25 protein-coding genes and 1 pseudogene are annotated in these 25183 nt (G+C 74.5%); 14 read left to right on the top strand and 12 right to left on the bottom strand.

What is annotated here, in order from left to right; all coding sequences use genetic code 11:
* Positions 1-89 precede the first annotated feature (89 nt).
* Together PHK61_RS22820 and PHK61_RS22815 are read left to right on the top strand one after the other, a co-directional pair.
* A complete protein-coding gene (locus PHK61_RS22820; RefSeq protein ID WP_274283306.1) occupies positions 90-707 on the top strand; it encodes a hypothetical protein in 618 nt (205 codons plus the stop codon).
* A gap of 11 nt (positions 708-718) precedes the next feature.
* Positions 719-991 (top strand): SRPBCC family protein, encoded by a 273-nt coding sequence (locus PHK61_RS22815; protein WP_274283305.1) that lies wholly within the window; start codon positions 719-721, stop codon positions 989-991.
* On the opposite strand, the gene PHK61_RS22810 is transcribed toward PHK61_RS22815, so the two are convergent.
* The 8 genes from PHK61_RS22810 to PHK61_RS22775 are packed head-to-tail and all read right to left on the bottom strand — an operon-like array spanning position 992 to position 9959.
* Positions 992-1816 carry an alpha/beta fold hydrolase gene (locus tag PHK61_RS22810; protein WP_274283304.1) on the bottom strand — a complete coding sequence of 275 codons (825 nt, stop codon included), beginning with the start codon at positions 1814-1816 and terminating at the stop codon, positions 992-994.
* Positions 1813-3162, bottom strand: a complete 1350-nt coding sequence (locus tag PHK61_RS22805) for an enoyl-CoA hydratase/isomerase family protein (RefSeq protein WP_274283303.1) — start codon at positions 3160-3162, stop codon at positions 1813-1815. The genes PHK61_RS22810 and PHK61_RS22805 overlap by 4 nt, the downstream gene beginning before the upstream one ends.
* Positions 3159-3659, bottom strand: a complete 501-nt coding sequence (locus PHK61_RS22800; RefSeq protein WP_274283302.1) for a (2Fe-2S)-binding protein — start codon at positions 3657-3659, stop codon at positions 3159-3161. The genes PHK61_RS22805 and PHK61_RS22800 overlap by 4 nt, the downstream gene beginning before the upstream one ends.
* Complete coding sequence (locus PHK61_RS22795) at positions 3656-4501, bottom strand: FAD binding domain-containing protein (RefSeq protein WP_274283301.1); 846 nt, start codon at positions 4499-4501, stop codon at positions 3656-3658. Before PHK61_RS22795 ends, PHK61_RS22800 begins: the two co-directional genes overlap by 4 nt.
* Entirely contained in the window at positions 4498-6837 is a 2340-nt protein-coding gene (locus PHK61_RS22790; RefSeq protein ID WP_274283300.1) for a xanthine dehydrogenase family protein molybdopterin-binding subunit, read from the bottom strand. The genes PHK61_RS22795 and PHK61_RS22790 overlap by 4 nt, the downstream gene beginning before the upstream one ends.
* Positions 6838-6851: 14 nt before the next feature.
* Positions 6852-7616 (bottom strand): SDR family NAD(P)-dependent oxidoreductase, encoded by a 765-nt coding sequence (locus PHK61_RS22785; RefSeq protein ID WP_274283299.1) that lies wholly within the window; start codon positions 7614-7616, stop codon positions 6852-6854.
* Between the two features lie 10 nt (positions 7617-7626).
* Positions 7627-8418, bottom strand: coding sequence for an MBL fold metallo-hydrolase (locus PHK61_RS22780; protein WP_274283298.1), 792 nt, complete (start codon positions 8416-8418; stop codon positions 7627-7629).
* Positions 8415-9959 (bottom strand): class I adenylate-forming enzyme family protein, encoded by a 1545-nt coding sequence (locus PHK61_RS22775; protein WP_274283297.1) that lies wholly within the window; start codon positions 9957-9959, stop codon positions 8415-8417. The genes PHK61_RS22780 and PHK61_RS22775 overlap by 4 nt, the downstream gene beginning before the upstream one ends.
* 105 nt (positions 9960-10064) lie before the next feature.
* On the opposite strand from PHK61_RS22775, the gene PHK61_RS22770 reads away from it, so the two are divergent.
* Entirely contained in the window at positions 10065-10679 is a 615-nt protein-coding gene (locus PHK61_RS22770) for a TetR/AcrR family transcriptional regulator (protein WP_274283296.1), read from the top strand.
* Here PHK61_RS22770 and PHK61_RS22765 read toward each other — a convergent pair.
* Together PHK61_RS22765 and PHK61_RS22760 are read right to left on the bottom strand one after the other, a co-directional pair.
* On the bottom strand, positions 10676-11089 hold the full coding sequence (locus tag PHK61_RS22765; protein ID WP_274283295.1) for a DoxX family protein: 414 nt from the start codon (positions 11087-11089) through the stop codon (positions 10676-10678). The genes PHK61_RS22770 and PHK61_RS22765 overlap by 4 nt on opposite strands.
* Entirely contained in the window at positions 11089-11523 is a 435-nt protein-coding gene (locus PHK61_RS22760; protein ID WP_274283294.1) for a MarR family winged helix-turn-helix transcriptional regulator, read from the bottom strand. The genes PHK61_RS22765 and PHK61_RS22760 overlap by 1 nt, the downstream gene beginning before the upstream one ends.
* Before the next feature lie 75 nt (positions 11524-11598).
* Here PHK61_RS22760 and PHK61_RS22755 point away from each other — a divergent pair.
* A pseudogene (locus PHK61_RS22755) lies at positions 11599-12053 on the top strand (hypothetical protein).
* A 3-nt stretch (positions 12054-12056) separates the two neighbouring features.
* On the top strand, positions 12057-12314 hold the full coding sequence (locus tag PHK61_RS22750; RefSeq protein ID WP_274283293.1) for a DUF3817 domain-containing protein: 258 nt from the start codon (positions 12057-12059) through the stop codon (positions 12312-12314).
* 26 nt (positions 12315-12340) lie between these two features.
* Here PHK61_RS22750 and PHK61_RS22745 read toward each other — a convergent pair whose 3' ends face one another.
* A complete protein-coding gene (locus PHK61_RS22745; protein ID WP_274283292.1) occupies positions 12341-12880 on the bottom strand; it encodes a hypothetical protein in 540 nt (179 codons plus the stop codon).
* Here PHK61_RS22745 and glyA point away from each other — a divergent pair.
* From glyA to PHK61_RS22710, 7 genes are read left to right on the top strand one after another with little or no spacing between them, the layout of a single operon-like run.
* Positions 12870-14168 carry a serine hydroxymethyltransferase gene (gene glyA, locus PHK61_RS22740; RefSeq protein ID WP_274283291.1) on the top strand — a complete coding sequence of 433 codons (1299 nt, stop codon included), beginning with the start codon at positions 12870-12872 and terminating at the stop codon, positions 14166-14168. The genes PHK61_RS22745 and glyA overlap by 11 nt on opposite strands.
* Positions 14165-15409 carry a sarcosine oxidase subunit beta family protein gene (locus PHK61_RS22735; RefSeq protein ID WP_274283290.1) on the top strand — a complete coding sequence of 415 codons (1245 nt, stop codon included), beginning with the start codon at positions 14165-14167 and terminating at the stop codon, positions 15407-15409. The genes glyA and PHK61_RS22735 overlap by 4 nt, the downstream gene beginning before the upstream one ends.
* 11 nt (positions 15410-15420) lie before the next feature.
* A complete protein-coding gene (locus PHK61_RS22730; protein WP_274283289.1) occupies positions 15421-15681 on the top strand; it encodes a sarcosine oxidase subunit delta in 261 nt (86 codons plus the stop codon).
* A complete protein-coding gene (locus PHK61_RS22725; RefSeq protein WP_274283288.1) occupies positions 15678-18434 on the top strand; it encodes a 2Fe-2S iron-sulfur cluster-binding protein in 2757 nt (918 codons plus the stop codon). Before PHK61_RS22730 ends, PHK61_RS22725 begins: the two co-directional genes overlap by 4 nt.
* Positions 18435-18438: 4 nt before the next feature.
* A complete protein-coding gene (locus PHK61_RS22720; RefSeq protein ID WP_274283287.1) occupies positions 18439-19032 on the top strand; it encodes a sarcosine oxidase subunit gamma in 594 nt (197 codons plus the stop codon).
* A gap of 25 nt (positions 19033-19057) precedes the next feature.
* Positions 19058-21526 carry a GcvT family protein gene (locus PHK61_RS22715; RefSeq protein WP_274283286.1) on the top strand — a complete coding sequence of 823 codons (2469 nt, stop codon included), beginning with the start codon at positions 19058-19060 and terminating at the stop codon, positions 21524-21526.
* Between the two features lie 46 nt (positions 21527-21572).
* Positions 21573-22082 (top strand): hypothetical protein, encoded by a 510-nt coding sequence (locus tag PHK61_RS22710; protein ID WP_274283285.1) that lies wholly within the window; start codon positions 21573-21575, stop codon positions 22080-22082.
* Between the two features lie 54 nt (positions 22083-22136).
* On the opposite strand, the gene PHK61_RS22705 is transcribed toward PHK61_RS22710, so the two are convergent.
* The gene (locus PHK61_RS22705; RefSeq protein WP_274283284.1) at positions 22137-22805 is read right to left on the bottom strand and encodes a GntR family transcriptional regulator; all 669 of its coding nucleotides are present in this window, start codon (positions 22803-22805) and stop codon (positions 22137-22139) included.
* Positions 22806-22908: 103 nt separating this feature from the next.
* Here PHK61_RS22705 and PHK61_RS22700 point away from each other — a divergent pair, with 103 nt between their 5' ends.
* Both PHK61_RS22700 and purU read left to right on the top strand, forming a co-directional pair.
* The gene (locus PHK61_RS22700; protein WP_274283283.1) at positions 22909-24273 is read left to right on the top strand and encodes an L-serine ammonia-lyase; all 1365 of its coding nucleotides are present in this window, start codon (positions 22909-22911) and stop codon (positions 24271-24273) included.
* 13 nt (positions 24274-24286) lie between these two features.
* Positions 24287-25135, top strand: a complete 849-nt coding sequence (gene purU, locus PHK61_RS22695; RefSeq protein ID WP_274283282.1) for a formyltetrahydrofolate deformylase — start codon at positions 24287-24289, stop codon at positions 25133-25135.
* The last annotated feature ends 48 nt before the right edge of the window (positions 25136-25183 follow it).

Below are 25183 nucleotides of genomic sequence, written 5' to 3'. Positions count from 1 at the left end.
CGAAGCCGCCGCCATGGCCCGCGTCCCGCTCGCGGGCACCACCTGGATCCCGGGGCAGGGGTTCTGACCGAGGGCCTACCGTGCGGGGCGTGACCGACGACCCCCTGATGAGCCACATCGGTGCCGCGAGCGAGCTCTACCGCGCCGGCGAAGTGGACGGGGCGCGTGCCGCGTTCGCGGAGCTCTGGCGCGGTGCCGTGGCCGAGGACGACGCGTTCCACCGCTGCGTGGTCGCGCACTTCGCCGCCGACGCCGAGCCCGACGTCGAGCAGGAGCTGGCGTGGGACCGCCGCGCGCTCGAGGCGGCCGACGAGGTCACCGACGAGCGCGCGCGGGAGTTCCACGCGTCGCTGGACGTCGCCGGCTTCTACCCGTCCCTGCACCTGAGCCTGGCCGACGACCTGCGCCGGGTCGGCGACGACGCGGCGGCGCGCCACCACCTCGCCCGCGCGCAGGAGGTGCTCGGGGTGCTCGGCGACGACCCGTACGGGCAGACGGTGCGCGGGGTGGCCGAGCGCCTCGCCGCCCTGTACGAGGGCGAGCGGGTCGTCACGGCCGCCCGGGTGATCGCGGCCCCGGCGGCGACGATCTTCGAGCTGATCGCCGACCCGGCCCGCAGCCGACGTGGGACGGCAACGACAACCTCGCCGACGCCGCGGGCGGGCAGCGCATCCGCGGCGTCGGCGACGTCTTCACCACGCGGCTGACCATGGGTGCGGTGCGCGAGAACCACGTGGTCGAGTTCGAGGAGGGCCGGCTGCTGGCCTGGACGCCGTCGGACCCGGGCCGGACGCCCCCGCCCGGTCATCTCTGGCGCTGGGAGCTCCAGCCGCTCGCCCCGGATCGCCACGACACCGCCCGCACCGCCGTCCGGCACACCTACGACTGGACGCACCTCGTCGACGAGCACCGCTTCGACCGCGCCCGGGCCACGACCAGCGAGCGGCTGAGGGGCTCGCTCGACCGGCTCGCCGCCGCGGCCGAGCAGTGATCAGCCGATGAGGTCCTCGACGAGGCGGTTGAACACCGCGGGCAGCTCGAGGTTGGTGAGGTGCCCGGTGCGCGGCAGGACCGCCAGCCCGGCGTCGGGGAGGGTCGCCGCGAGCATGAGGTTGGCGTCGAGCGCGTCGCGGTCGGTGTCGCCGACGACGAGCAGGGTCGGCACGGCCATCGCCGCGAGCTCCTCGCGCAGCGCGTAGAGCGAGGGCCGCGCGGCCTGGACGCCGCGCATGGTCAGCGCCGCGCCGGTGGGGTCGTGCTCGGCGAGGATCCGCAGGTGCTCGTCGTGGGCGGCGGCGTCGCGGCGGCGCAGGGGCCGGCGGGACGGGCGGTTGCCGTAGTCGGCGGCGACGGCGGCGCTGCCGTCGCGCCGGTAGGCGTCGGCGAGGGCGAGCGCGTCGGCGCGGAAGGCCTCGGCGTGGTCGGGGTGCGCGCCGTAGCCGCAGCCGGCGACGACGAGGGCGACACAGCGGTCGGGGTGCCGGAGCCCGAGGTGCAGGGTCGCGAACCCGCCCATGGAGTTGCCGACCACCACGGCGCGCCCGATCCCGAGGCCGTCGAGCACCGCGACGGCGTCGGCGACCGCGTGGTCCTGGGAGTAGGCCGCCGGGTCGGTCGGGACCGCCGAGGGCGGGTAGCCGCGCGCGTCGTAGGTGACGCAGCGCCGGTGCGCGGCGAAGTGCGCGACCTGCGGGGCCCACGAGCGGTGGTCGCCGCCGAACTCGTGCACGAACAGGATCGGGGGAAGGTCTCCGCCGTCCGGACCGTGCACCTGCACCGCCAGCTCGACCCCGTCGGAGGTGTGGACGACCGTCACTTCACCCCGCCGCGGCGCTTCGGGTCCCAGGCCAGCTCGAGGTTGCGGATGATCGCCGGCGAGTACATGCAGCGGGCCTGCCCGATGGCGAGGTTGGCCATGTAGTGCCGGAAGGTCTCCAGCGGCTCGACGCCGACGCGCATCTGGGTCCGGTTGGCGTTGACCCCGACCGGCCCGGTGGCGGTGAGGGCGTCGACGGCGTCGTCGATCGCGGCCTGCATGCCGGCCTCGTCGACGGCGAGGTCGTCGACGATCAGGCGGCCCTCGGGGGAGTCGACGTAGATGTCGCGGTTGAAGAAGATGCCCTGGCGGGCGACCTTCTCGCCGACGAAGCGGGGCAGGCGCATGTTGCCGCAGCCCGGCAGGAAGCCCTCGCGGCGGGCCGGGAGGTTGACGTAGGCCCCGGAGCGGGCGACGACCCGGTCCATGACCAGCAGGAACTGGCAGCCGCCGCCGATGGCGAAGGTGTCGACCGCGGCGATCCACGGCTTCTCGTGGCGCCGCTCGACGACGCTGACCTCGCCGGTGCCGAGGCAGTGCCCGCGGTACCACTTGGTGATCAGGCCCAGCTCGCGCTCGACGAAGAACTCGATCAGCGAGACCTCGCCGTGGTAGAGCCGCGTGAGGTTGACCCCGGTGTCGAAGACGCGCCGCCCCGCGTAGCGCGGGTGCTCGGACTCGGCGCCCCGCAGCACGCCGACCTCGATCCGGTCGTCGAGCAGGGCGAGGTCGGTGGCGGTCTCCATCGCGGCGGTGGACTCGTCGTCCTCGGCGTTGAGGTACTTCTGGTGCGCGATCGTGAGGTGGCCGACGCCGCCGCGCCGCTCGAGCCGGCACGTGCCGAGGTCCACCCGGTCGGTCCGGCGGAACTCCTCCAGCAGCTCCTGCGCCTCGCGCCGCGGCTGCGCCATGGCGTGCAACAGGTGGTAGCCGGTGCGGGCGTCGTCGAGGACGCGGGACAGGAAGATCCCCTGGTCGACCTCCCAGCCCTCCTTGTCCTTCTGCGGGTGGCGGCGCTCGGCGGCGATCCGCTCGCGGGTCGGCGTCAGGCCGGGCACCAGCTCCGCGGCCGCGTAGGTGAGCTCCGCGGCGCGCAGCGGTCGGGTGCACCCGTCGGTCAGGGCGTCGTAGACCGCGCCGACGTGCCGGGCGAGGAAGCGCTCGCGGGCGGCCCGGCCGCGCTCGAGCACCGCCGTGGCCTGGTCCTGCTGCTCGGCGTTCCGGTCGGGCTTCGCCGGGAGCGTCCCCAGCTCGCCGTCGAGCGCGCCGAGGAACTCCGAGAGCTGCGGGGCGTCCCGGTCGAGGTCCCCGGTCGGGGCGACGGCGGTGGGCACGGTGGTCGTCATGACGTCTCCCTCGCGCGGAGGCCGCGCGCCCGGCGCGCGGCGGCGTCCGCGACGGCGTCGACGATGCCCGTGTAGCCGGTGCAGCGGCAGATGTTCCCCGACATCTCGGCGCGGATCGTGGCGCGGTCGGGATCGGGCTCGGTGTCCAGCAGGTGGGCCGCGGTCATGAGCATCCCGGGGGTGCAGGCGCCGCACTGCAGGCCGTGGCACCGCGAGAACGCCTCCTGCAGCGGGTGCAGGGTGCCGTCTCCGTCCGCGCCGCCGGCGAGGCCCTCGACGGTGGCGACCGCGGCGTCGTCGGCCTGCACGGCGAACATCAGGCAGGCGCGCACCGGCTCGCCGTCGACGACGACCGTGCACGCGCCGCAGACGCCGTGCTCGCAGCCGAGGTGGGTGCCGGTGAGACCCAGGTCCTCGCGCAGCGCGTCCGCGAGCGTGCGGCGCGGCTCGACGTCGAGGCGGTGGCGCTCGCCGTTGACCGTCAGCGTGATCTTCATGCGGGCTCCCGGACGGGACGGGGCTGCCCGGCGAGGTCCGCGAGCGCCCGGAGGGTCATCTGCTCGGTGAGCGCGCGGCGGTAGCCGGCGCTGCCGTGCAGGTCGGTGGCCGGGTCGACGTCGTCGGCGGCGGCCGCGGCGAGGATCGCGACGCGGTCGGCGGAGAGCTCCCCGTCCACGGTGGCGAGGTCGCCGGCGTCGACGAGGTGGGGCACGCCGGCCACGCCGCCGACGACGATGCGCACGCGGTCGCCGAAGCGGGCCGCGGCCACCGAGACGACGGCGAAGTCGCCGTGGCGGCGGGCGAGCTCGGCGAACCCCCACGCGTCGGGCACCGGCAGCTCGACGCCGGTGATCATCTCGGTGTCGTCGAGCGCGCTCTGCAGGGCGCCGAGGAACAGGTCGTCGGCCCGCACCCGCCGCGTGCCCGACGGGCCGGCGACCTGCACCGCGCCGTCGCAGGCGCGCAGGACGGCGGGCAGCTCGGCGGCCGGGTCGGCGTGCGCGAGGCTGCCGGCCAGCGTCCCGCGGCTGCGGATGGCCGTGTGCCCGATCCATCGGGCGGCCTCGGCCGCGAGCGGGTGCAGGCCCTGGCCCGCGAGCGCGAGGTGGCGCACGAGCGCGCCGGCGTGCAGCACCCCGTCGCGGACCTCGAGGCCGGCGAGCCCCGGGATGCGGTTGACGTCCACGAGGACGGCGGGGCGGGCCAGGCGCAGCGCGAGCACCGGGACCAGGCTCTGGCCGCCGGCGAGGATCTTGCCCTCGTCGCCGGCGGCGCCCAGGGCCGCCACGGCGTCGTCGACGCCGGTCGCGCGGTGGTAGTCGAACGGTGGGCACTTCACGGGTGCATCAGCTCCCAGACCCTCGCCGGGGTGACGGGCAGGTCGTCGATCTCCACGCCGAGCGCGTCGGCGAGCGCCCCGGCGACGACCGCGTTGGGGGCGAGCGTGCCGCCCTCGCCGACGCCGCGGACGCCGGTCGGGTTGGCCGCCGGGGTGCTGACGTGGCCGATGCGCAGCTCGGGGATCTCGCCGGCGGTGGGCATGAGGTAGTCGAGCAGCGTGCCGGTGGCGAGGTTGCCGGCGTCGTCGTAGACGAGGTGCTCGTACATCGCGCCGCCGATGCCCTGCGCGATCGAGCCGGCGATCTGCCCGTCGACGATCACGGGGTGGACGATCCGGCCGGCGTCCTCGACGCAGACCCAGTCCAGGATGCCGATCTCGCCGGTGGCGGGGTCGAACTCGAGGGCCGCGATCTGGGCGCCGGCGGCGAACGCGCCGCGGATCGGGTCGTAGAACTTCGTGCCCTCGAGACCGGGCTCGAAGCCCTCGGGCAGGCGGTCGGACTGCAGGTAGGCGACCTTGGCGACCTCGGCCAGCGAGATGATCGGCTTCTCCTGCCCGGCCATGTAGACCTGCCCGCCGCGCAGGTCGAGGTCCTCGACCGGGGCCTCCCTGAGGGCCGCGGCGAGGGCGAGGGCCTTCCCGCGGACGTGCTCGCCCGCGAGGTGGGCCGCGCCGCCGCCGATGACGGCCTGGCGGGAGGAGAAGGCCCCGAAGCCCCACAGCGACTGGTCGGTGTCGCCGATCCGGACCTCGACGGCCTCGTAGGCGACGCCCAGCGCGTCCGCGACGACCTGCGCCATCGTCGTCTCGAGGCCCTGGCCCTGGGAGGTGACGCCGGAGAACACGGTGACCGCGCCGTCGGGGTTGATGCGCACGGTGCAGGCGTCGTGGCCGGTGCGGAACGCCATGCGCGGCCCGGCGGAGGCGGCGCGGCCGAGGCCGGTCAGCTCGTTGTAGAGGCCGACCCCGATCCCGAGGGGCCGGCCGCCCTCGACGCGGCGCCGGGTCTGCTCGGCGCGCCACCGCTCGAGGTCGAACGTGGCGATCGCCTGGTCGAGGCACGCCTCGTAGGCTCCGGAGTCGTCGACCAGCCGCGAGGGCATCCGGTACGGGATGTCGGCGGGGAGGATGAGGTTGCGGCGGCGCAGCGCGATCGGGTCCATGGCCAGCGCGCGGGCGCCGGAGTCCATCAGCGCCTCCATCGCGAACACCGTCGAGGGCCGGGCGACGCCGCGGTACGGGCCGGACGGGCTGGTGTTGGTGGCGACGCCGCGCACCGTGCACCGGTAGTCCGCGAGCTTGTAGGGGCCGGTGAGCAGGCCGCCGGCCATGAGCGGCTCGATGCCCGCGGTCCACGGGTAGACGGAGTAGGCGCCGGCGTTGCACCACACGTCGGCCTGCACGGCGAGCAGCTCGCCGTCGGCGGCGAACCCCGCGCGCAAGACGTAGCGGTGGTCGCGGGCGTGGGTGGCCGCGAGCAGGTGCTCGACGCGGTCCTCGACCCACTTCAGCGCCGTCCCGGGCATCGCCATGGCCATGAGGCACAGCGCGACGTCCTCGGGGTAGAGCACGGCCTTGACGCCGAAACCGCCGCCCACGTCGGGGGCGATGACGCGGATGTTGCCCTCGGGCAGGTCGAGCAGCTCCGCGAGCTGGGTGCGCACGATCCAGGGCACCTGGGTGCCCGACAAGAACGTCAGCTTCCGGTCGGCGGCCTCGTAGCGCGCGACCCCGGCGCGGCACTCGATGGGGTTGCCGCCGTGGCGGTTGGTGGTCAGCTCCCGGTCGACGACGACGTGCGCCCCCGCGAGCGCGGCGTCGACGTCGCCGGCGCGGAAGGTCCGCGAGAGCAGCAGGTTGTCGGGCGCCTGCTCATGAACGGGGTCGTGCACCGGGTCGGTCGGTTCCGCCCAGGCGCACACGGTCGGCGTCAGCGGCTCGTAGTCGACCACCACGGCCTCGGCGCCGTCCTCGGCGAGGTAGCGGTCGTCGGCGACGACGGCGGCGACGGCCTCCCCGGCGAAGCGGACCTTCCCGCGGGCCAGCGGCGGCTGGTCGGTCTCGACGTAGCCGGGCAGCGCCGACTGCGCCCGCAGCGCGACCGGCCCGATCGCCGGGTGCTCGCCGGTGAACACCGCGGACACACCCTCGACCTCCAGCGCCTCGGCGGTGTCGATCCCGGTGATCCGTCCGTGGGCGACCGGGCTGCGCACGAACGCGACGTGGCGCATCCGCGGCAGTGCCAGGTCGGAGACGAAGCGCCCGCGCCCGGTGAGCAGGCGCGCGTCCTCCTTGCGCCGCACGGAGGTGCCGGCGGCGGGGGTGTGGTCCATCGCTCCTCCCTCGCTCACGGCATCGCGAAGCCGCCGTTGACCGACACGACCTGGCCGGTGGTCCACGACGAGCACGGCGAGGCGAGCAGCAGGATCGTCGGGGTCACGTCCTCGGGGCGGCCGAGGCGGCGCAGCGGGTAGAGCGCGGTGATCTTCTTCAGGCGCTCGTCGTCGGTACCGCCGGCGTGCGCGGAGAACCGGTCGGTCTGCACGAGCCCGATCGACACGGCGTTCGCCCGGATGCCGTGGCGGGCCAGCTCCTTGGCCAGCGACTTCGTCAGCCCCAGGGTCGACGAGCGGGCGGTGGCGGTGACGGTGAGCCCCGACTCGCCGACCCGGCCCGAGTCGCCCATGAGCGAGACGATCGCGCCGCCGCCGTGCTCGGCCATGCGCTTCGCGACGGCGTGCGAGATGCGCACCGTGCCGGTGACGGTCACGTCGATCTCGGCGGCGAACTCGTCGGCGGAGCGCTCGAGGAAGCGGCCGCGGCTGGTGACCGCCGCGTTGTTGACCAGGACCCCGATCGGCCCGAGCTCGGCCTCGACGGTGGCGAGCGCCCGGGCCACCGCGTCGTCGTCCCGGGTGTCGACGGCGACGGCGATCGCCTTGACCCCGGCGGCGCGGGCCGTCTCGGCGGCCTCCTCGGCGCCCGCGGACGAGGTGTTGTAGCCGAACGCGACCTGGGCGCCCTCGGCGGCGAAGGCCTCGCCGATCGCGCGGCCGAGGCCCTGTCCGGCCCCGGTGACCAGCACGGTGGTGCCGGCGAGCTGCAGATCCATGGACGAGCTCCTAGGTGGCGAGGAAGCGGCGCTGGCCGCCGACGGTGACGATCCGGCCGAAGGCGAGGCCGGGGAAGTGGGCGGCGGCGACGAGGGCGTCGGTGTCGGCGACCTCGTCGACGAGGCGGTGGCGCACCGCCTGCGCGGCACGGGGGTCGACGTCGAACACGGCCTCCCAGTCGGGCTCCTCGAGCTCCACCACGGAGTGCGCGACGTCCCCGATGAGCAGGGCGCGCTCCTCGCGGCTGGAGACGACGTAGGTGGTCGAGCCGGGGGTGTGGCCGGGCGTGGGGCGGGCGTCGAGGCCGGGGGCGACGGTGTGCTCGGCGTCGAAGGTCGCGAGGCGCTCCCGCAGCGGCGCGAGCTTGCGCACCGCGCCGGGGTCGGCGTCGGGCGCGTCGACGAAGTGCGTCCAGTCGGCCGCGTGGACGCGGTAGGTGGCGCGGTCGAAGACGACCTCGCCCTTGCTGGTGGCCCAGCCGACGTGGTCGAAGTGCAGGTGGGTGAACACCACGTCGGTGACCTGGTCGGTGGTGACGCCGAGCGCGGCGAGGGCGTCGAGGAGGCCGCCGCCGGCGTAGTGGTCGTTGCGGATGCGGCCCACGCCGGCGTCGACGAGCACGAGCCGGTCGCCGGTCGCAATGAGGAACCCGCCGAGCGTCAGCTCGAGGTCGCCGTGGGCGTCGAGGTGCTCGGGGTGGCAGGCCCACCGGTCGCCGCCGGGGGCGGAGAGCACCTCGCGGGCCCGTTCCCGCCCGGTCCCGTCGATCACCGGGACGATCTCGATGTCGCCGACCTTCATGCCGGGGCCCTCTCGCCGGTGAGCAGCCGCGCCAGTTCGAAGCGCTTGATCTTCCCCGACCCCGTGCGCGGGATGACGTCGACGACCCGGACGTCCGCGGGGACCTTGAACCACGAGAGGCGTTCCCGGCAGTGCGCCGCGAGCACGTCCAGGTCGGGCTCGGCGTCACCCTCGGGCACGACGAAGGCCACCGGCTCCTCGCCGAGGTCGGGGTGCGCGCGGCCGACGACGGCGGCGTCGGCGACCCCCTCGGCGACCAGCAGCACGTTCTCGATCTCGGCGGGGTAGATGTTCTCGCCGCCGCGGATGATCATCTCCTTGGTCCGCCCGCTGATCGTCAGGTAGCCGTCGGCGTCGGCCCGGGCGAGGTCGCCGGTGCGGTACCAGCCGTCGACGAGCACGCTCGCGGTCTGCTCGGGCTTGCCCCAGTAGCCGCGCATGACGCTCGGCCCGCGCACCCAGAGCTCGCCCTCGCCGCCGGGCGGGGCGTCGGTGCCGGTCGCGGGATCGACCAGCCGGACCGCGAGGCCCGGCAGCGGCAGGCCGCACGAGCCGTACGGCCGCGTCCCGTGCGGCCAGTTCATCACGACCATCGTGGAGGTCTCGGTGATGCCGTAGCCGTCGAGCAGCTGGACCCCGAAGACGCGCTCGAACTCCTCGTCGACGGCCGCCGGGAGGATCGCGCCGGCCGAGACGGCCAGGCGCAGGCGGTGGGCCGGCGGCCGGTCGCCGGCCGCCTGCAGCAGGTAGGAGAAGCCGGTGGGGACCCCGGGCAGGACGGTGTGGCGCTCCGGTCCGCCGAGCATCTCGAGGATCCGGGTGGGGGAGAAGCGCGGCAGGATGCGCTCGCCGGCCCCGGTGGCGACCACGCCCAGCACGCACATGTCCAGGGCGTAGGAGTGGAACAGCGGGAGCGCGCAGAGCACGACGTCGTCGGGGCCGAGGCCGACGATGGGTGCCCAGCACGCCGCGACCACCCAGAGGCAGCTGCGCAGGCTCAGCTCGACGCCCTTGGGGCGCCCGGTGGTGCCGGAGGTGTAGAGCATGTACGCCGTGACGTCGAGGTCGACGGGGTCGGGCGCGGCGACCCCGGGCTCGCGGGCGAGCAGGTCGGCGTACGACGCCCAGCCCGGCCGGGTGCCGCCCGCCAGCACCACGGGGACGTCGGGACCGACCAGCCCCGCGACCAGGTCGGCGTGCGCGGTGTCGGTGACCACGGCGCGGGCGCCGGAGTCGGCGAGCATGTACTCCAGCTCCGCCGGCGCCGCGTCCGGGTTGAGGCACACCGCGATCGCGCCGGCGCGGGGGACCGCGAGATAGGTCTCGGCGACCTCGACCGCGTTCCCCATCACCATGACGACGCGGTCGCCGGGCACGACCCCGAGCGCCGCGAGGTGACCGGCGAGCCGGCGCGTCGACGTGGCGAGCTGCGCCCAGGTCACCGTGCGCACGTCGTCGGCGAACGCGACGTCCTCGGGACGCCCGGCGGCGTGACCGTCGAGCAGCTCGTGGACGGGCCGGATCACCTCGGTCCGCAGCATCGCGCCTCCCCGGGCTGATGAACGCTCGTTAGTTTGACCGTAGCGAGCGTCCCGGCCTGCTCACAAGGCTCACTAACGCTCGTTCGTCGTGGCACCATGGCCGGCGTGAGCACGGACCCGGCCGACCTCGCGGTGCGGCGCGCGACGCGGACGGCGCTGAACCCCGACGTCGTCCTCGACGCCGCGCTCACGCTGTTCGCGCAGCGCGGCTACCACGGCACCGCCCTGAGCGAGATCGCCGAGGTCCTCGGGGTCCGCACGCCCAGCCTCTACAACCACATGGGGTCCAAGCACGACCTGCTGCGCACGATCGTCGACCGCACGACCGCCGGCGTGCTCGCCGACTTCCACCGCGTCCTCGACCCGGCCGACACGCCGACCCGCCAGCTGCGCGAGGCCACCCGGGTCTACGTCCACCGCCACGCCACGCACCGCCGCGAGGCGCTCGTGGTCAACCGCGACACCGGCAGCCTGTCCGAGCCCGCCTTCGGCGAGATGCAGGCCCGCCGCCGCGAGCACGAGCACGCGCTGCGCGCCGTCATCGCCGCGGGCGTGGCGGCCGGCGAGTTCCGGGTCGAGTCGCCGGCGCTCGCGTCCTTCGCCATCCGGGAGATGAGCGTGAGCGTCGCGCGGTGGTTCTCCCCGGAGGGCGCGCTCAGCGCGGAGGCCGTCGCCGAGCAGTACAGCGCGTTCGCGCTGCGCATCGTCGGCGCCTCCTAGGTCCTCGCGGGCTCGCGCCGCCGCCCGCGCAGCCACGTCCACGCGCCGGTGCACCACAGGGCCCACGCGACGAGCAGCGGCTGGAACAGCAGGCGCACGGCCCGCGCGCCGTCGGTGTCGAGACCGAACGCCGAGCGCCCCTCGAGGTACTGCGCGACGTTGCCCGGGAAGATCGCGACGAAGAACGCGGCGACGACCAGGCCGACCACGGCGCGCCGGCGGACCAGCAGGAGCACGGCCAGGCCGAGGACGATCTCGACCACCCCGGACACGACGACCACCGCGTCGGCGTCGGCCGGGAACCACGACGGCACCTGCGCGCGGAACGCCTCCCGCGCCACGGTGAGGTGCGCCGTGCCGGCCGCGAGCAGGACGAGGCCCAGCAGGACGCGGGCCACCGTGCGCAGCATCAGCTCTCCTCGCGGAACAGCTCGAACAATGTCCGGGCGAGCGCGTCGTAGGTCGCGTCGCCGAGCCGGGCGCGCAGGCGGTCGTCGACGCCGGCGACGACGCCCGTCCCGGCCCGCCGCAGGCGCGCGCCCTCCGCGGTGACGTGGAGCTCGGCGGTGCGGCCGCGGCCGGGATCGGTGTCGCGGGCGACGGCGCCGCGCTCCTCGAGCGCGGTGAGCGTGGCCTGCATGCTCTGCGGCGTGACCCCGGCGCGGCGCGCGAGCTCGCTGTAGGACAGGCCGGGGTCCGGGGCGAGGTGGCCGAGCGCGGACAGGTGGCGCATCGCGATCCCCTCCGCCTTGAGCGCACCCTCGACCTCCTCGCGGACCCGACGCCCGAGGGCCATCAGCAGGAACGCCGCGCTGGGCGGCGGCGGTCCGGCGACCTCGCCCACGCCGACCCCTTCCGTCTCGGGTTACAGTCCCACTGTAAGCACTTACAGGTGGACTGAAACCAGGGAGGCGGTCGCGTGAACGCGGTCCTGCTCGCCGTCCACGTCCTCGCGGCGATCGTCGCGATCGGTCCGGTGTGCGTCGCGGCCAGCATGTTCCCGCCCGAGGCCCGCCGGGCCCTGGGTCACGACGCCGGCGCCGCGGCCCGGCTGCCCGTGCTCGCGCGCATCTGCCGGACCTACGCGCTCGTCGGCATCGCCGTCCCGGTGTTCGGGCTGGCGACGGCGTCGTCGATGGGGGTGCTCACCGAGCCGTGGGTGCTGGTGTCGATCGCGCTCACGGTCGCGGCGGCGGGGGTGCTGGCGGGCGTGGTCCTGCCGCGCCAGCGGGCGCTGCTGGCGGGCGTCGGGGTCCGCGAGGACCTCGTCGCGTCGACCGGCCGCCTCGCCGCCGCGACGGGCGCGTTCAACCTGCCTGGGCGGTGGTGACCGTCCTGATGATCGTGCGGCCCGGCTCGAGCACGGGGGTGTGACCGGTGCCGCTGCGGGTCGCCGCGACCGTCGAGCTCGTCAGCCTCGTCGTGCTGCTCGCGAACCTCGTGACCGTCCACGTCGACGGTGTCGCCGCGCTCGTGGGGCCGATCCACGGGTGCGCGTACCTGGCGGCGATCGCGCTCACGGTGGCGCGGGCGGGATGGCGGTCGCGGGCGACGGCGGTGAGCCTGGTCCCGGGCGTGGGCGGCTGGGCCGCCGCCGCGGTTCTCGGGCCCGAGCCGTACCACCCGTCCCGCTGAGTCGTTTCCTCACCGTGACCAGACGATCACGATCGGCGTCCCCCGGCCTCGCCCGCCACGTCGTCGCCGCAGTCGGGATCTTCCTGCTCGCTCTGCTGCTGGTCACCGGCGCGGAGCTGGTCATCGGCCACCCGCTGTCCGGCGGCGTCGACGGGCAGACGTCGATGAGCACGCTGTTCGTGGCTCCCGAGGACTGACCCGGCGCTACTCGGGCGAGAACACCGCCCACACGCGCCCCGGCTCTCCTCGACCGGGCGCAGGTCCAGCCCGTAGCCCCGCCGCCGCGCGATCGCGGCGGCCTCGTCGCGGTTCACGCTCCGGATGGTCAGGCCCACCGGCCGGTCGCGCAGGACCAGCGCCGCGAGCTGCTGATCCAGCCGGCCCATCTCGAACCCCGCCGTCCACGGATCGGTGTCCGTCGCCGCCGTCGTCACGTCCTCGGGCATTCCCGCGTCCTCCTCACATCCGAGCCGCCCTGAGTGTTGACCCTGCTCGGCGTTCGTGTCTACAGTCAGCGCCGTCAGATATATCAGTTGGCTACGATGAGGTTCGCGGATGTCGATCACCGCTGCACCCGAGGGTCGCACCGTCCCGGTGCTCGCCCGGTCGCTCGCACAGGCCGACCCCGAGGTCGCCGCCGCCGTCCACCGCGAGCTCCGCCGCCAGCACGGCACGCTCGAGATGATCGCGAGCGAGAACTTCGCGCCGCTCGCGGTGATGGAGGCGCAGGGCTCGGTCCTGACCAACAAGTACGCCGAGGGCTACCCGGGCCGGCGCTACTACGGCGGCTGCGAGCACGTCGACGTCGTCGAGCAGCTCGCGATCGACCGCCTGAAGGCGCTCTTCGGCGCCGAGTTCGCCAACGTCCAGCCGCACTCCGGCGCGCAGGCCAACGCCGCGGTCATGGCCGCGCTCCTCGAGCCCGGCGACACGATCCTGGGCCTCGCGCTGGCGCACGGCGGCCACCTCACCCACGGCATGCACCTGAACTTCTCGGGACGGCTCTACGACGTCGCGGCCTACCACGTGCGCGCCGACGACCACCGCGTCGACATGGCCGAGGTCGAGCGCCTCGCCCACGAGCGGCGCCCGAAGCTGATCATCGCTGGCTGGTCGGCGTACCCGCGCCAGCAGGACTTCGCGGAGTTCCGCCGCATCGCCGACGAGGTCGGCGCCTGGTTCATGGTCGACATGGCGCACTTCGCCGGCCTCGTCGCCGCGGGCCTGCACCCGTCGCCGGTGCCGCACGCGCACGTCATCACCTCGACGACCCACAAGACCCTCGGCGGCCCGCGGGGTGGCGTGATCCTCTCCGCCGACAAGGCGCTCGCGAAGAAGCTGAACTCCAGCGTCTTCCCTGGTCAGCAGGGCGGCCCGCTCGAGCACGTGATCGCCGCCAAGGCCGTGGCGTTCAAGCTCGCGGGCGAGCCCGAGTTCCGCGACCGGCAGGTCCGCACGCTGGCCGGCGCCCGCATCCTGGCCGACCGGCTGCTCGCCGAGCGCGGCGTCGGCGTCGTCTCCGGCGGCACCGACGTGCACCTGGTCCTGGTCGACCTGCGCGACTCCGAGCTCGACGGCAAGCAGGCCGAGGACCGCCTGCACCGGGTCGGCATCACGGTCAACCGCAACGCCGTCCCGTTCGACCCCCGCCCGCCGATGGTCAGCTCCGGCGTCCGGATCGGCACCGCCGCGCTCGCCGCGCGCGGCTTCGACGACGACGACTTCGTGATCGTCGCCGACGTCGTGGCCCGGGCCCTGCGCCCGCAGGTCTCCGACACCGAGCTCGACGCGCTCGCCGCGCGCGTCGCCGCCCTCGCCGACCGCCACCCCCTCTACCCGGAGCTGCAGGCATGAGCACCACGACGGCACCGAACCCCCCGGGCGCCGACCTGCCCGAACACCCCGACCACCTCTGGGACGACGCCGAGCCGAAGAAGGTCTACGACGTCGTGATCGTGGGCGGCGGGGGCCACGGCCTCGCGACCGCGCACTACCTCGCGAAGAACCACGGCATCACCAACGTCGCGGTGCTCGAGAAGGGGTGGCTCGCGGGCGGCAACATGGCCCGCAACACCACCCTGATCCGCTCGAACTACCTGTGGGACGAGTCGGCGGGCATCTACGAGCACGCGCTCACGCTGTGGGAGGGCCTCGAGGACGACCTCGGCTACCCGATCCTGTTCAGCCAGCGCGGCGTGCTCAACCTCGCGCACACCGAGCAGGACGTCCGCGACTCGGTGCGCCGCGTCGAGGCGAACAAGCTCAACGGCATCGACGCCGAGTGGCTCGGGCCCGACGAGGTCGCGAAGGTCTGCCCGATCGTCAACGTCTCGGCCGACATCCGCTACCCGGTCCAGGGGGCGACGTTCCAGCCGCGCGCGGGCATCGCCAAGCACGACTACGTGGCCTGGGGCTTCGCGCGGCGCGCCAGCGAGGCCGGCATCGACATCATCCAGGACTGCGAGGTCACCGGCTTCGTGCGCGACGGCGACCGCGTCACCGGCGTCCGCACGACCCGCGGCACCATCGCCGCCGGCACGGTCGCCCTCTGCGCGGCCGGGCACACCTCGGTGCTGCTGGACATGCTCGGCGTGCGCGCCCCGCTGCAGTCGCACCCGCTGCAGGCGCTGGTCTCCGAGCTCCTCGAGCCGGTGCACCCGACGATCGTCATGTCGAACGCGGTGCACGTGTACGTCTCGCAGGCCCACAAGGGCGAGCTGGTGATGGGCGCCGGCGTCGACTCGTACAACGGCTACGGGCAGCGCGGTGCGTTCCACATCATCGAGCGCCAGATGGCCGCGGCCGTCGAGCTGTTCCCGGTGTTCGCCCGCGCCCACCTGCTGCGCAGCTGGGCCGGCGTCGTCGACGTCACCCCGGACGCGAGCCCGATCGTCGGCGCGACGCCCTACGAGAACGTGTTCCTCAACTGCGGGTGGGGGACCGGCGGCTTCAAGGCGACCCCGGGCCTGGGCTGGGCGTTCGCCGACACCGTCGCCCACGGCCGCCCGCACCCCCTCGTCGCGCCGTTCGGCCTCGACCGCTTCGTCACCGGAGCCCTCGTCGACGAGCACGGCGCCGCCGCCGTGGCGCACTGAGGAGCCCCCGCATGCAACTCATCGCCTGCCCCTGGTGCGGCCCCCGCGAGGAGACCGAGTTCTCCTACGGCGGCCAGGCCCACGTGGCCTACCCCGAGCACCCGGCCTCGCTGACCGACGAGCAGTGGGCGCACTTCGTGTTCTTCCGCGACAACCCCAAGGGCCCCTTCGCCGAGCGCTGGGTGCACGCCGCGGGCTGCCGCCGCTGGTTCACCGCCGTCCGTGACACCCGCACCCACCAGTTCATCGGCCCCTCGGAGTTGACCTCATGAGCCGCGTCGCCGGGTACGGCCGCGTCGACCGCAGCCGCACGATCACCATCACCGTCGACGGCACGCCCTACACCGGGCACCCGGGCGACACCGTCGCCTCGGTGCTGCTCGCCCACGGCGCGCGCCCGCAGACCACGAGCGTCAAGTACGGGCGGCCGCGCGGGATCACCTCGTCGTGGACCGAGGACCCGACCGGGCTGATCCAGGTCGAGGAGCCGTTCCCCGAGCCGATGCTGCTCGCCGCGACGGTCGAGGCCACCGACGGCCTCGTCGTGCGCGGGGTCAACGGGCAGGGTCGGCTCGCCGAGGTCCCCGACACCGCCCGGTACGACCGGCGTCACCACCACTGCGACGTGCTCGTCGTCGGCGCCGGCCCGGCGGGTCTCCTCGCCGCCCGCACCGCGGCGCGCGCCGGGCAGAGCGTCGTGCTCGTCGACGACCGGCCCGCCGCCGGCGGGACGCTCACCGGCACCGAGACGATCGACGGCGCGCCGTCCCTCGCGTTCGTCACCGACGTCGTCGCCGAGCTCGCGGCGTCGCCGACCGTGACGCACCTGCAGCGCACCACCGCCTTCGGGCACTTCGACGACGGTTTCGTGCTCGCCCTCGAGCGCCGCGGGGAGGCCGCCCGCACCCGCCAGCGCGTGCACCGCATCCGCGCCGGGCGCGTGGTGGTCGCCGCCGGGGCGATCGAGCGGCCGATCGTGTTCGAGGACAACGACCGCCCCGGCATCATGCTCGCCTCGGCGGCGCGGGACCTCCTGCACCGCCACGGCGTGCGCGCCGGCCGCGAGGTGGTCGTGTTCACCAGCGACGACGCCGCCTACGCCGCCGCGGTCGACCTGGCCGACGCGGGCGCGTCGGTGCGGGTCCTCGACGCCCGCGAGCGGGCGCCGCAGGCCTGGCGGCGGCGCTGCGACGAGCGCGGCATCCCGGTCGAGACCGGCACGCTCGTCCACGGCACCCGCGGCGACGGGCGCCTCACGGCCGCGGTCGTGGGCCCGGAGCGCCGGGAGGTCCCCTGCGACCTGCTGCTGGTCAGCGGCGGCTGGAACCCCACCGCGCACCTGGTCAGCCACGTCGGCGGATCCCTCGCCCACGACGCCGCGATCGGCGCGTTCCGTCCGGCCACACCGTTGCCGGAGGGCATCACCGCCGTCGGCGCCGCCAACGGCACGTTCGCCCTCGCCGACGTCCTGCGGGAGGCCGGCGGCCCGGACGCGCCGGTCGCCCCGGCGCAGGAGTGGCCGGAGCCGACGCTCGTGCTCTGGCACACGCCGGGGGAGGCGAGCCGGCAGTTCGTCGACATCGCGCGCGACGCCACCGTCGCCGACGTGGCCCGCGCGGTCGGCGCCGGGATGACCCACCCCGAGCACGTCAAGCGGTACACGACCATCGGCACCGCGCACGACCAGGGCAAGACCTCCGGCATCCTCGCCCTGGGCATCCTCGCCGAGCTCACCGGCCGCCCCGTCCAGGACGTCGGCACCACGACGTTCCGGCCGCCGTACACGCCGGTCGCGTTCGCCGCGCTGGCCGGGCGCGAGCGCGGCGACCTGTTCGACCCGGTGCGCACCACCGCGCTGCACGGCTGGCACGTGGCCGCCGGCGCGCAGTTCGAGGACATCGGGCAGTGGAAGCGCGCCCGGTACTACCCGCAGGCGGGTGAGGACATGACCGCCGCCGTGCTGCGCGAGTGCGCCGCGGTGCGCACGTCGGTCGGGATCATGGACGCCTCGACGCTCGGCAAGATCGACGTCCGCGGGCCCGACGCGCCGGTGCTGCTCGACCGGCTCTACACGAACATGATGTCGAGCCTGAAGGTCGGACGCGTCCGCTACGGCGTGATGTGCGGCAACGACGGCATGGTCTTCGACGACGGCACGGTGCTGCGCCTCGCCGAGGACCGCTTCCTCGTCACGACCACCACCGGCAACGCCGCGCACGTCCTCGACTGGATGGAGGAGTGGCTGCAGACCGAGTGGCCCGAGCTGCGGGTGCGGCTCACCTCGGTCACCGAGCAGTGGTCGATCGCCGCCGTCGCGGGCCCGCGCTCGCGCGACGTCATCGGGGCCGTGTTCCCGGACGTGGACGTCTCGGGAGACGCCTTCGGCTTCATGACCTGGCAGGACACGACGCTCGACGGCGTGCCGGTGCGCCTCGCGCGTATCTCGTTCTCCGGCGAGCTGGCCTACGAGGTGACGGTCAGCTCCTGGTACGCGACGGCGGTGTGGGCGCGGCTGGTCGAGGCCGGGCAGCCCCACGGCATCACGCCCTACGGCACCGAGACGATGCACGTCCTGCGCGCCGAGAAGGGCTACCCGATCATCGGGCAGGACACCGACGGCACCGTCTCGCCGCACGACCTGGGCATGGGCTGGGCCGTGTCGAAGAAGAAGGACGACTTCGTCGGCAAGCGCTCCTACGCCCGCGCGGAGAACCGCAACCCGCTGCGCAAGCAGCTGGTCTCGCTGCTCCCGACCGACGCCGCCACCAAGCTGCCCGAGGGCTCGCAGATCGTGCGCTTCTGCGACGACGGCGCGCTGCCCCCGGCGCCCGTGCCGATGCTCGGGCATGTCACCTCCAGCTACCACAGCGCCGAGCTCGCCCGGCCCTTCGCGCTCGCCCTGGTCAAGGGCGGCCGTGAGCGCCTCGGCGAGGTCGTCCACGTGCCCGTCGGCGACGAGCTCGTCGCCGCCCGTACCGGCGAGTCCGTGCTCGTCGACCCGGAAGGAGCCCGCAGAGATGGCTGATCGGATGGCTGACCGGACCCTGACCCCCGTCCACCCGCTCGCCGACCGGTGGGCCCGCCTCGCCGCCGTCGAGGACGGGACCGCGGGTGCGCTGCGCCTCGAGCTCGAGGCGCCCGTCGCCGCCGTCGACCTGCGCGTCGACCCGCGCGGCACCGGACCGGACGCCGTGGCCGCGGCCGTCGGCGGACCGCTCCCGTCCGCGCCGGACACGTGGACCGCCCACCCCACCGGCATCGCCGTGCGCCTCGGCCCCGACGAGTGGCTGCTCACCAGCACCACCGCCGACCCCGAGGAGTGGGAGTTCCACGTCGACGAGACCGCCGCCGCCCACGGCGGCATGGCCGTCGACGTGTCCGCCCAGCGCACGAGCGTGCGCGTCCTCGGCGCCGCCGCACGCGACCTGCTCGCGTTCGGCTGCGCGCTCGACCTGCGGCCCGCGGCGTTCCCGCGCGGCCGGTGCGCCCAGACCCTGCTCGGCCAGGCCGCCGTCCTGCTCGTCGCCCACGCGGTCGACGACCTGCAGATCGTCGTCCGCAGCTCCTTCGCCGGCTACGTCGCCGACTGGCTCGTCGACGCCGCCGCCGACTCCCGTTCCTGAACCACCGTCCTTGCGTGGAGACGCCATGAGCACCACACCCCGCGTCGTCGTCATCGGAGCCGGGATCGTCGGCGCCAACCTGGCCGACGAGCTCACCGCCCGCGGCTGGACCGACGTCACCGTCCTCGACCAGGGACCCCTGCCGCTCACCGGCGGGTCGACCTCGCACGCGCCCGGCCTGGTGTTCCAGACCAACGCGTCGAAGACGATGAGCGAGTTCGCCTCCTACACCGTCGAGAAGTTCCTGGCGCTCGAGGTCGACGGGGCCTGGTGCTTCAACCAGGTCGGCGGGCTCGAGGTCGCCACCACCCCCGAGCGGCTCGCCGACCTGCACCGCAAGCAGGGCTGGGCCGCCGCCCGGGGCATCCCGGCCGAGGTCGTCGACGTCGACGAGTGCGCCCGCCGGCACCCGCTGATGGACCCGTCGTGGATCCTCGGCGGCCTGCACACCCCCACCGACGGGCTCGCCAAGGCCGCCCGCGCGGTGACGGCGCTGATCCGCCGGGCGGAGTCCCGCGGCGCGGTGTTCCGCGGCTCGACCCGGGTGACCGGGGTGGCCCAGCAGGGCGGTCGCGTGACCGGGGTCGAGACCGACCACGGGCTCGTGCCGGCGGACATCGTGGTGTCCTGCGCCGGGTTCTGGGGTCGCGAGCTCGGCGAGATGGTCGGGATGCGGGTGCCGCTGCTGCCGCTGGCCCACCAGTACGTGGTCACCGGCCAGGTGCCCGACCTCGTCGGCCGCAACGACGAGCTCGTCGAGGCCCGCCTGCCGATCCTGCGCCACCAGGACCAGGACCTGTACTACCGCGAGCACCACGACCGCATCGGCATCGGCTCCTACGCCCACCGGCCGATGCCGGTCTCGCTGGCCGAGCTGCCCGAGGTGTCCGACGTCAGCGAGAGCCGCCAGCCCTCGATGCTGCCGTTCACCGAGGACGACTTCGCGCCGCAGTGGGAGGAGAGCCGCCTGCTGCTGCCCTCGCTGAACGACACGAAGATCGACACGGGCTTCAACGGCATCTTCTCGTTCACGCCCGATGGCGGGCCGCTGGTGGGGGAGTCGGCGGACGTCGCCGGGTTCTGGATCGCCGAGGCCGTCTGGGTCACCCACTCCGCCGGCGTCGCGCGCAGCGTGGCGCAGCTGCTGGTCGACGGCCGCAGCGAGATCGAGCTGCACGGCTGCTCGGTGCACCGCTTCGAGGAGTTCCAGCTCGCCGACGACTACGTCGCCGAGACCTCGCAGCAGAACTTCGTCGAGATCTACGACGTCGTGCACCCGCTGCAGCCGAAGCTCTCGCCGCGCGACGTGCGGACGAGCCCGTTCCACGCGCGCCAGACCGAGCTGGGCGCGGTGTTCCTCGAGGCCCGCGGCTGGGAGCGGCCCCAGTGGTACGAGGCGAACGCGCCGCTGGTCGCGGAGCTGCCGCCGGAGTGGCAGCCGCCGGCGCGCGACGCGTGGTCGGCGCGGTTCCACTCGCCGATCGCCGCGGTGGAGGCGTGGAGGACCCGGACCGCGGTCGCGATGTACGACATGACGTCGCTGACCCGGATCGAGGTGGCCGGGCCCGGCGCGTGCGCGATGCTCGACCGCCTGACCACCGGGAAGATGGACAAGTCGGTCGGCTCGGTGACCTACACCCTCGCGCTCGACGAGGCCGGCGGCATCCGCAGCGACCTCACCGTGGCCCGGCTCGGCGCGGAGCTCTTCCAGGTCGGCGCCAACGGCCCGCTCGACCTCGACCTGCTGCGCCGCGCGGCCGCGCGGACGGGCGACGTCACGGTGCGCGACGTCTCCGGGGGCACCTGCTGCATCGGGGTCTGGGGCCCGCTGGCCCGCGACCTCGTGGCGCCGCTGACCTCGGCCGACCTCTCCCACGAGGGCCTGAAGTTCTTCCGCTGCGTGCAGACCGAGATCGGCGGCGTCCCGGTCACCGCGATGCGGCTGTCCTACGTCGGGGAGCTCGGCTGGGAGATCTACACGACGGCCGGGTACGGGCAGCGGCTCTGGGACGTGCTGTGGCGCGCCGGGCAGCCGCTCGGTGTGGTCGCCGCGGGGCGGGCGGCCTTCAACAGCCTGCGCCTGGAGAAGGGCTACCGCAGCTGGGGCGCCGACATGACGACCGAGCACTCGCCGTACGAGGCCGGTCTGGGCTTCGCGGTGCGCCCGTCCACCAAGGGCGACTTCGTGGGCCGCGACGCCGTCACCGCGCCCGGCGCGCAGGACGTGACGCGGTCGCTGACCTGCCTGACCGTGGACGACGGGCGCAGCGTCGTGCTCGGCCACGAGCCGGTGCTGGTCGACGGCGAGCCCGCGGGCTACGTGACGTCGGCGGCGTTCGGCCACACCATCGGCCGGCCGATCGCCTACGCGTGGCTGCCCGCCGGACTCGCGCCGGGGACACCCGTGGAGATTCGCTGGTTCGGGCACCCCGTGCGTGCGACGGTGGCGAGCGAGCCGCTCGTCGACCCCGAGATGGCGCGGATCCGACGCTGAAGACACCGGCGGTCGAAGACGCAAGGGCGTCCCCCTGGGAGGCGTGATGCGCAGCGAGACGGTCGATCAGGTCCTGGAGTCCCTCGCGTCCACCGGCCCGGGCGGCCGGGGTCCGGCCGCGCTGCACGCCGCGGTGGGGGTCGCCCTGCTCGCGCGGGCGGCGCCGCCGGGCGGTGGCCCGGTGACGGACGCCGTCGACGCGCTGCGCGCGACCGCCCAGCGGCTCGCGACCGAGGGCCCGGGACCCGATCCGGTGGACGGGGCCCGGGCCGCGGTGCGCGTCATCGAGGTGGCCGAGCGGGCCCTGGACCTCGCCGAGGCGCTGCGGACCGGTCCCGGCGCGCGGCAGCGGACGGTGGCCGTCGACGTCGCCGCGGCGTCCGAGGCGCTGCGCGCGGCGGTCGGGACGGCGCGCGTCGAGGTCGAGGTCGACCTGGCCGACATCCACGACCCCGCCGTGCGCGAGGAGCTCCTGGTCGCGATCGACCCCGTCGACGACGTCGTCCTGCGCGCCGCGAAGATCACCGCGGTCGTCCGCGAGCAGCTCCTGCGCTGACCGACCCACGTGAGCGACATTCCCGGCTATCGCCGGGAATTTCGCTCACAGGGGTCAGATGACCGAGCGGATCGCCTTCTCGAAGCCCTGCACGTGCTGGCGGGCCTTGCGGGCGGCGAGGTCGGCCTCGCCGTCGGCGATCGTGCGCAGCAGGCCGGCGTGCTCCTCGACGTGGGACACGAAGTCGTGCATGCGGTCGAGGAACAGGCAGAAGATCCGCGTCGCGAGGTTGTCGTAGCGCACGAGGGTGTCCTCGAGGTGCGGGTTGCCCGCCGCGTGGTAGATCGCCCGGTGCACGCGCATGTCCCAGCGCATCAGCTCGTCGCGCGTCAGCTCGGGCACGTCGAGGCGCTCGGTGGCGTCGGCCAGCGCGGCGAGCTCCTCGCGCGTCGCGGCCGAGGCGTCCTCGGCCGCCCGGCGCGCGGCCAGGGGCTCGAGCTGGACGCGGATGTCGGAGATGTAGGCGAGGTCGGTGATGTCGACGGCCGTCGCGAAGGTGCCGCGCCGGGCGTAGGACACGACCAGCCGGTCGACCTCGAGCCGCTTGAGCGCCTCGCGGACGGGCGTGCGCCCCACCCCCAGGGACTCCACCAGCGCGACCTCGTCGATCGGCGCCATCGGCGGGATGTCCAGCATGATCAGCTTGTCCTGGATGGCCAGGTAGGCGCGCTCGGACAGCGACAGCGGGGGACTCGACTCCTGCTCGTCCGGGAGAACGGTCATGCACGGAGCGTACAACAAGGCACGCACTCCTTCTCTCTGTCGACCGATACTGATATACTAACTCAACATCAAACGCCCGACACGGCCTCCTGGGGGGTGTCCCGTGGCCATCTCGGTGTTCGACCTCTTCAAGGTCGGGATCGGTCCGTCCAGCTCGCACACGGTGGGCCCGATGCGCGCCGCGTTCCTGTTCGTCGCGCGCCTCCACGAGTCCGAGCGCCTGCACGACGTCGCGTCGGTGCGGTGCGAGCTGTTCGGCTCGCTCGGCGCGACGGGCCACGGCCACGGCAGCGTCGCGGCGGTCGTCCTCGGCCTGTGCGGCGAGCAGCCCCACCTGGTCGACCCGGTGGAGGCCGGCCCGCTGGTCGCCGCGGCCCGGACCGAGCGCCGCATCGCGCTGGCCGGCAAGCAGGTGGTCGACTTCTCGGTCGACGACGACGTCGTGCTCCACCGGACCAAGCGCCTGCCCTTCCACAGCAACGGCATGGTCTTCACCGCGCACGACGCGGCGGGCCGCCGGCTGGAGCGCCGCGAGTACTACTCGGTGGGCGGCGGCTTCGTCCTCGACGAGGACGAGACCGGCGAGCCCGTGCTGCGCGAGGACGCGACGCCCGAGCGCCACCCGTTCGGCACCGGCGACGAGCTCGTCGCGATCGCGCGCACCCACGGGCTGCGGATCAGCGACGTGGTGCTCGCCAACGAGCGGGCCTGGCGCCCCGAGGCGGAGACCCGCGCCGGGCTGCTGCACCTCTGGTCGGTGATGCGCGCGTGCGTCGAGCGCGGCTGCTCCACCGGGGGCGTGCTCCCCGGCGGCCTGAAGGTCCGCCGGCGCGCGCCCGACCTGCGCCGTCGCCTCGACGCCGAGGGCGCGGGCTGCACCGACATGGACCGCGTGACGCTCGACGCGCTCGCGGTCAACGAGGAGAACGCCGCCGGCGGGCGCGTCGTCACCGCGCCCACCAACGGCGCGGCGGGGATCGTGCCGGCGGTGCTGCACCACGCGGCGCGGTCGCTCCCGGCGTTCGACGACGACGCCGCCGTGCGCTTCCTGCTCACCGCGGGCGCGGTCGGGCTGCTGTTCAAGCGCAACGCGTCCATCTCGGGCGCCGAGGTCGGCTGCCAGGGCGAGGTCGGCTCGGCGTGCTCGATGGCCGCCGCCGGCTTCGCGGAGCTGCTCGGGGGCTCGCCCGAGCAGGTCGAGAACGCCGCCGAGATCGGCATCGAGCACAACCTCGGCCTGACCTGCGACCCCGTCGGCGGGCTCGTGCAGATCCCCTGCATCGAGCGCAACGCCGTCGCGTCGGTCAAGGCGATCACCGCCGCGCGGATGGCGGTGCGCGGGGACGGCATCCACCACGTCTCGCTCGACAAGGCCATCAAGACGATGCGCGAGACGGGTGCCGACATGAAGGTCAAGTACAAGGAGACGGCCCGCGGCGGGCTCGCTCTCAACGTCGTCGAGTGCTGACGGGAACCGCATCGTGAGCCAGTCCTTCGTCCTGACCCTGAGCTGCCCCAACCGCAGCGGCATCGTCCGGGCCGTCAGCAGCCACCTCGCCGCGCACGGCGGTGACATCGTCGAGCACCAGCAGTTCGACGACCCCGTGAGCGGGCGCCTGTTCCTGCGCACGCGCGTCGCCGCGCCCGCGGGCACCGACCTCGAGGCGCTCTCGGCGGGCTTCGCGCCGGTGGCCGAGGCGTTCGCGATGGAGCACGCGTTCCACCGGCTGGACGAGCCCCGCGTGCTCGTCATGGTCTCCACGTCGGGGCACTGCCTCAACGACCTGCTCTTCCGCTGGCGCTCGGGCAGCCTCGGCGCGCAGCTCGTGGGCGTCGTGAGCAACCACGAGACCCTGCGCCCGATGGCCGAGTCCGCCGGCCTGCCGTACTTCCACGTGCCGGTCACGCCGTCGACGAAGCCCGACGCCGAGGCCGCGATGCTGCGGATCGTCGACGAGCTCGACGCCGAGCTGGTGGTGCTCGCCCGCTACATGCAGGTCCTCTCCGACCGCACCTGCGCGGCCCTGCGCGGCCGGGCGATCAACATCCACCACTCGTTCCTGCCCGGCTTCGCCGGCGCCAAGCCCTACCACCAGGCCTACGACCGCGGCGTCAAGTTCGTCGGCGCCACCGCGCACTACGTCACCGCCGACCTCGACGAGGGCCCGATCATCGAGCAGGAGGTCGTGCGCATCGACCACTCCTACGACCCGCGCGCCCTGCAGACCGTGGGCCGCGACGCCGAGGCGCTGGCCCTCTCGCGGGCGGTGCGCTGGCACTGCGAGCGCCGGGTGCTGGTCGACGGCCACCGCACGGTGGTCTTCCGCTGACGCCCGGCCCGGTGTCCTGAGCGAAGGGCACCGTTCGTCGGGTAGACG

This window comes from Actinomycetospora lutea (assembly GCF_028737205.1).
Classification (GTDB): Bacteria; Actinomycetota; Actinomycetes; order Mycobacteriales; family Pseudonocardiaceae; genus Actinomycetospora; species Actinomycetospora lutea.
This window is presented reverse-complemented; position numbering and strand designations above follow the sequence as displayed.